Source organism: Fodinibius sp. (assembly GCF_041642155.1).
GTDB lineage: Bacteria > Bacteroidota > Rhodothermia > Balneolales > Balneolaceae > Fodinibius.
The window spans coordinates 1-4992 of sequence record NZ_JBEPWZ010000230.1 but is presented as its reverse complement, the minus strand read 5'-3'; the positions used below and the strand labels follow the sequence as shown (position 1 = coordinate 4992).

The following is a 4992-nucleotide window of genomic DNA, read 5'->3' as shown; positions in this document are numbered from 1 at the left end:
ACTACCTGGCGTGCAGTATTCATGTGAAGGCCGAAATTGTGGTTCCCGTCCGAAAGAACGGCAACTTTGTAGCCGAGCTTGATATCGATTCGCATTCCAGGAATTCCATAACCAACGATCACCGGAGTATGTTGGAGGAAATTTGTGACCTTGTTGCTGAAATCCTGTAATAACGCTCATGAGTTGAGAGAAGTGAACTGGCGAAGATGAATCGTAATTTATAACAAGCCCGTTTAATACGCGTTGGCAAATATAAAAGAATTTTAAGGGTTCCCATCAACAGCCCTTGACAGTCCTACACCAGTGATAAATAACACATCCGTATCAAGCGGTTACCCGTATTTCTTACCCCCATATTCGGTGCTGCAAAATTGACCCGCGAGTCCCGTTGAATTTTAAAGCCGTTTTCCAATGCTTGGAGGGATGCGCCTCGTGCATTTTTTTAAGCGATGACTTGCTTACGGTCAAACTGCTTGATGAACGATTCGGCTCAACGAAGTATTTGACCCATATCCGAAAGGCTTTACGTATTACACGGTGCAGGGAACGGCTGCTGTGAACGAAAGTTGCTGGCGGGGAAGAACAGAGTTCGGGCGCACCTACGGGGAAGCTAAATATATAATCGGCAGAGATGATATGTCCCAGCTGATATTAGGGGCAGGCATGCGGGTTCGCATGTAAAAGGAATCGGGGTTCGTGTATTTACATGTTTATATGTATATATGGATGTGTTTCTAATTCGCGGAAATCGTTACCTTAAGGCTGAAATTCCATCTCCCAACCAACCACTATTAACTATGGATATACAATATATTATTGACCGGGCACAAGGGATTATTTTAAATCCTAAGGAGGAATGGCGTAGAATCAAAGAGGAGCCGAAGTCCAACGCTGAGCTCCTGTTGCATTATGTCCTGCCGCTGGTCGTACTGGCCGTATTCACCGGCTTTATCGGCAGCTGGTCGTTAACCATCGCCGTGTTCCAGTTTATTTCGCCTTTTATAGGAATTGTGATCGCTGCGTATGTCATTAATGAACTGGCTGAAAAATTCAATTCGACCAAAAATCTGAATAATGCCTTCAAGCTGGTTGTTTATGCAGCAACTCCCTCCCTGCTGGCTGCTATTGTAGCCAATTTGTCGTTTCTCCTTGGATGGGTCAGCCTTTTTGGGCTGTACGGCATCTATCTCTTCTGGGTAGGCATCATTCCCATGATGAATACGCCCCAGGATAAAAGGCTTGGATATGTCCTTGCTTCGGCCCTGGTTATTGTCATTATCCAAATTGTACTTTTTACCTTAATCGGACCCTCGACGATGTGGACATCATGAGATGCCGCCTGCGAAGCAGGCTTATAGCCGTTTACAGGCTAAGATCAAGAGAGATATAGTTTGGCCTCTTTGTAAAAGCAGTTACGTATATACAGAGTAGAACTTCATAAATCATCAAGAAAAAAGATAGATATCATGCAAACGAAGGTACCAATAGCAACACTGTTAGCGACACTTCTTCTAATCTTTCAGGGTTGCGGGGATAGTTCCTCGGGTCCGGACGAGACGGAGACCACCGAAGTGACGGGAACCGTGACGGCCCCGGACGGAGACACCCCGCTTGCCGGTGCAACGGTCTATATATCGGGAGAAGAAGGAGCAAACAAAGTAGTGGCAAAGGCAAAAGGCGTTTCATCTTCGACCCTCAATGACGACGACTGTGTAGAGCCGGAGGAGAGCTACGCCGCCTATACCTGCACTGAAGCCGACGGCAGTTTTACCTTTGACGTCCCCGTTTCGAGCAGTGATGTGCTGCTGAAAATATTTAAAGGCATTTTCGCCTTTGAGCAAACCATTGACATTAGCGGGGGAAGCGGTGAAATAGGAGAAGTTAACATGCCCGGTGCCAGCGAGAGCTTTAACGGAGAAATAGTGGTCGTAGAAGGGGCCTGGGATCGTATGGAGGATATCCTGGCAAAAGTAGGATTTGGCGAAGTCGAAACGGACGATAGCTCACCCGGTTACGGGCAGCTTGTGCCGGGCACAGAGCAGTTTGACCTTCTGGATAATTCCACTCCTCTTTTTGAAGATAATGACGGGGATGGAAAGCGGGATCTCTTTAATTACGATATCGTCTTTATAAATTGCGGAGCAAGTGAATTACCCGTTTATCCCAATAAGGCTAAAGCCCATAATCATGCGGCGCACCTGAAGTCGTCCGGCGGCACTGAGATACTTAGTGCGGAGGACCGGGACGCTTTGAGGACGTATGTCGAGGAAGGAGGGATTTTATATGCCACCGATTTGGCATATGATTATGTAGAGCAAACCTTTCCCTCATTTGTCGACTACTACGGGAGTGAGGACACGCCCGCAGATGAGCGAGAAGGTTTTGGAAATGCAGAAGTCGGTAACTCCGGCATTGAAACCGACGGGACCGTATTGCAGGACAACCTGGAGTCGTGGTTGGCGAATGTAGATTGTTTTGAGGGAGAAAGCTGTCTCAACAGCGATGATACTGTCCATATTACGGACTTTTTAGCCGGATGGGGCGTGATCGAAGGACCGCACAGCGGAACCACAGATGCTGTTACTGAATGGGTAGAAGGCGACGTTGAATGGAGCGGCGGTTCGGGCGTGCGTCCCCTTACCGTCTCATTTGAAGCCGGAGAGGGAAGTGTCTTTTACAGTTCCTATCACACGGTCGAATCGGAGTTTACCCCCAACTGGAGACCACAAGAGCGTTTGCTCCAGTTCCTTGTGTTTGAATAGTCGCAAACCAATATAAGTGTAAACTGACTATTGATTAAGAGAACAAACAAAGGCTCTTCCTTTTTTCGGGAAGAGCCTTTGTTATTTATAATTCCGGCGGTTCGTACGTTGCTGCTGTGATCCCGGATTCCTGGCTGGTATAACGGCATATTTGGTACAGGCCTGACTGGGGCATGGATGCTGTATTGTAATGTAGTAGTTATGGTATAATATAGAAGCTATGGTACCGTTAATCTGTGATCACGGACGATCATTCGCTGATTGCGATCGATTTTAACCGAGCTCCCTGACAACCGTTTTATTGTTAAACTAATAATGACAATAGTATTATCCGGTCTCATAAAACGATTGGAAAATAAATTTCAGTTCTCTCCGGATAGTCTTATTTTTGATACAGAAAGCTGTTTTAGAATCAGCAGGAACAGGATATATGACAACGAAAAATAAGCTGAAATATATTTTTATCGCAGTGGTTGCGGTGCTGGCCAGCATTGCCCTTGCCGATGCGCTGGGTTTTTTTAATGAAAAGCCTTATACCGCCGTTTCCCACGGCTCCCATTCGCACTATGTGCCCCACGATCGCAATCCGGACGTATCAATAGATAACTTTCCGATGGAAGAGCCGGGTCCCAATGAAAAAATCACCCCTGAGGGTCAGATCGTGCCCGTCAATCGGCAGGAGGAATAGCGGCTGACCGCCTTGCCTGCAAAACTTCTCTGATGAATAACCGGGGTTAACGTATGGCAGGGTGGATGTATAATCTGTCGACGGGAAGGACACGGATACTGATTGCCGAGCCGGGATACCGGCATCGGCTGCGTTTGCATATCGCATTTAATCAGATCATTGTTTGGCGCCGATTACGTACTGCAACGCCCCCCGCAAGTGGTCCAGGAACAAAGGTTCTGAATAGGCCTCGTCGGTGTGTCCCAGCCCGGTGTAAAAAGCCCGACCCCCGTCAAAGTTATGATACCAGGCGATCGGATGGAAATCCCCATTTTCTCCTCCTTCATAGCTGGATTCATCCAACTCCATCAAAACCTTTATTTTGCTGCTGATATTCTTGTAGTTATACCATTCGTCGGTACGAACCCACTTTTCGGGTAAAAAAGAAGTGGCTGCATGCGAGCGGTCGAGAACCTCTATGGTGGCCTCCTGTATTTGCGGGTGGCTGGTAAAATACGCACCGACCATGCTGCCATACCAGGGCCATTCGTACTCCGTATCAGCAGCAGAATGAATACCTAAAAACCCACCTCCACGCCGGATATACTGCTCAAAAGCCTCTTGCTGAGCAGTATCCAGGATATCACCGGTGGTATTCAGAAAAATAACGGCATCATAAGCCTGCAGGCTGTCCGGGTGAAAATACTCGGCATCTTCTGTATGGTAGGCGCGGATACCCTCTTGATCGGTCAGTCGTAGGACTGTTTCAACGCCCGTTGGAATGGAAGCGTGGCGAAAGCCTTCGGTTTTTGTAAAAAGAAGGACCGATTCCTCTCCTCCCCTGTCCTGTGCGCCCGCCGGGTGATAAGAAAGACTGAGAACGAAGAAAATCCCGATAAGCAGCGGGGTGAGATAATACTCAAAACGATTTCTGTTCATAGTATGGGAAAGACATTTAGAGTTAAACAACATGTGAGATTGATCAACGAAGAGCAACACCAGGACAAAGGCCGGGTTTTAACCTATCCCGATCCAAGTTACATAGGAACGTCTCCACAAAGAGGAGATTGTATTCTCCCAATGGTATCGCAAGTTTATGTTATATGGTAATAATCTACCAAAATGGATGGCCAGGGCAAAATAAAAAAAAGGCTTCATCGGCATCGATGAAGCCTTTAAATAATCGTGTCGTTTGTCTGCCCGGACCTTAGAAATCAATACCCGCTACAATCGAAAAGGCACCATTTTTACCGTCTCCTTCTTCAAAAGCATTGACAAGTCCGGCCGAATACCGTACACCGACATTGAACCGGGTGATATCAGCTCCGGCACCGACGACGACACCAAAGTCAGTACCTTTAACTTCGTCTTCAATATCAACCGTTCCGGAGTTATCCCCGCCAGAGATTTCTTGTTCTGCATTCATATTTAAACCGACATAGGGTCCAAAGTAAACATGAGGGGTCAGCATCGGGTTATCCAGGATAAAGGCGAACTTCGCAACGACCGGAACTTCAATATAGTCCAGTCTGGTGGTGCTTTCAGTATCTCCTTCTGAGAGTT

At 47.2% G+C, this 4992-nt stretch carries 5 protein-coding genes; 3 read left to right on the top strand and 2 right to left on the bottom strand.

Annotated features, from left to right (window positions below; genetic code table 11):
- The first annotated feature begins 797 nt into the window (after positions 1-797).
- The 3 genes from ACESLU_RS11625 (at position 798) to ACESLU_RS11615 (ending at position 3450) form a co-directional block, all read left to right on the top strand.
- Positions 798-1331: a Yip1 family protein gene (locus tag ACESLU_RS11625; RefSeq protein ID WP_372638817.1), complete on the top strand. Its 534-nt coding sequence runs from the start codon at positions 798-800 to the stop codon at positions 1329-1331.
- Positions 1332-1466: 135 nt separating this feature from the next.
- Positions 1467-2762, top strand: coding sequence for a hypothetical protein (locus ACESLU_RS11620; protein ID WP_372638816.1), 1296 nt, complete (start codon positions 1467-1469; stop codon positions 2760-2762).
- Between the two features lie 430 nt (positions 2763-3192).
- The gene (locus tag ACESLU_RS11615; RefSeq protein ID WP_372638815.1) at positions 3193-3450 is read left to right on the top strand and encodes a hypothetical protein; all 258 of its coding nucleotides are present in this window, start codon (positions 3193-3195) and stop codon (positions 3448-3450) included.
- 156 nt (positions 3451-3606) lie between these two features.
- On the opposite strand, the gene ACESLU_RS11610 is transcribed toward ACESLU_RS11615, so the two are convergent.
- Entirely contained in the window at positions 3607-4368 is a 762-nt protein-coding gene (locus ACESLU_RS11610) for a ThuA domain-containing protein (RefSeq protein WP_372638814.1), read from the bottom strand.
- Positions 4369-4636: 268 nt separating this feature from the next.
- A partial coding sequence (locus ACESLU_RS11605; protein WP_372638813.1) for a porin family protein occupies positions 4637-4992 on the bottom strand: 356 nt, incomplete at its 5' end.